The organism is Aminobacter sp. P4_D5, from assembly GCF_056401815.1.
Map to the genome: position 1 here is coordinate 1 of NZ_JBFUIP010000339.1, position 1,983 is coordinate 1,983.

Sequence of the window (1,983 nt, forward strand, 5' to 3'; positions counted from 1 at the left end):
GACCAGGGAGGCCACATCGTCTTTGTATCGGTGGCCCCTGGGATCTGATCAGAGAAAATGGGGCGGGCTGTCCCAAAGAGCGACCCGCCGCGAAGCCTCTGATTCAAAATGCGAAGACGGCATCTCCGTTCTGCAGGAGCGCGGCATGCGCATGCAGGTCGACGCCGTTGAACTCGACCTTGTCGACATAGAGGTTSCGGTCGGCGGAGGCYTGGCCGCCCCAGGCGTCGTTCAGGAAGCGCACGGCCAGGGAATGCCCGCCCGCTGCGAAGTCCGCCTGGATCTCGACGACGTCCGGGTGATCCGTTCCATGRGGCGCGCKCGCCACCCGCTCGTCGCCCATCTGGATCCCGTCCACCAGAACRACGAAGCGGGCGTCGCCCTGATAGGCGTCCTGCGAGAGGCTGATCCKCAGCACATCCGGCGGAGCCGCCGCCGCCSCSCCGCCGGACGGCTGCGAGCCTCCGAACGAGAAGGTCTGGTCACGGGCGGTGAGCAGGCTCGCGGCGAGATGCTGATCCGTACCGTTCAACACCACCCCGTCCACGTAGAGGTTGCGGTCGGTCCCCGCCGTGCCGCCCCAGCCGTCGKTCAGGAAGCGGACGGTCAGCGCGTGMTGSCCRTCGGTGAARTCRCCCTTGAATTCSAGRACCTCGTGCTGACCGGCCGCGTGCGAGGCKCCGGTCGTTCCCTCGCCGACCTGYTKGCCRTCGATCAGGATSGCGTAGCGGGCATCCCCCTGCCAGGAGTCGCCGGAGAGCGAGACGCTCAGGACGTCCTGCGTGGTCTCGTGGCCCGGCGTGGTCGCCGGCAGGTTGAAGGACGCCACCCCGTTGGAGTGCAGGGCYTGGTGGAGGCCCRTRTCCACGCCRTTRGCCAGGATRSYCTCGACGTARAGGTTGCGATCSGCRCCCGCRGTGCCRCCCCAGGCATCGTTGAGGAAYTCCACCGTYACGGCATGRGYSGTGYCGGSGGCGWAGCTGCCGAGCTCGTGCCGTTCWCCGCCGGCCGAGTGCTGTACCTTCACCTCGCCGCGGAACACCTCCATGCCATCCACCCGGACCAGGGCGATCGGGTTGCCGTTCCAGCTCTCCGCGCCGAGGACGACCGCGAGCGGGATGGTGCCGCCCGATGATCCCGGGATCGTGGGGTCAGGGGTCGGATGGGGCGTCGTCGCCGGGCTGTCCGGAATGGGCACGGGCTTGSCGGYCGCCGTTTCGGGCCCGGCGAYGGCGAAGGTCGGRTCGCGCGCGTAGTCRSYCGCCSCGGWGAAGGGYGGCRCGTCCGCCATYAGGCCGTCGTAGGCSGCCTTGGCCTCGGCRGAGCCCGTCAGSCGGTAGATGCCGGCCAGCGTCGCSAGCGCCAGCTGCGGGTAGTCGCCCTGGCTCTGCGACCAYCCRTCGCCATTGCTCCAGCCCCGGGCCTCGGTCTGTGCGCCGATCTGGGCCCAGCTCTGATAGGGCGCGGCGCCGGCGGCGGCATTGCTGATGGCGATSAGGTAGGCCGCGCCATCGTGCTCGTCGAAACCYTGGGCGGCATGGGTAAAGCGGCCCACRAGGAARTTCGMCTCCCACTYCAGGAAGGTCAGGGCGTCCGCATTGCCRCGGCCGGCCGCRGCGATCACGGTCGAGGCGAAGTAGTCCTGCTGCCAGGGCGGCAGCGCGCCATCGGTCCCGTAGCTGCCGGGAACCCAGCCATGGGCCTCGCCCTGCTGTGCYGTCCATTCCGGGATCTTCGAGACRAGCCAGGCGTAGTTGGCGTYCGAGGCTTCCTGGAAATAGGCCTTCTCCGCGGTGCCGTCGGGCGCGGCCCAGGCAGCGTCGTCCACCTCCCGCAGAGCCCAGGCGGCGCCGCGGACCTGGTTGGTGTTGACCAGGTTGTCGGCGGCGCCACCGCGGACCTGGGGCCACTGGCTGAGGATATTCCAGGCGGCCTGGGCCTCGAGGTTGTCCAGCATCCAGCGTTGGCCGGTCAGCACATAGG

General features: G+C 69.4%; 1 protein-coding gene. It reads right to left on the bottom strand.

What is annotated here, in order from left to right; genetic code table 11:
* Positions 1-103 precede the first annotated feature (103 nt).
* On the bottom strand, positions 104-1,983 hold a 1,880-nt coding region (locus tag AC1DWF_RS31630; RefSeq protein ID WP_476842524.1), incomplete at its 5' end, for a carbohydrate-binding domain-containing protein.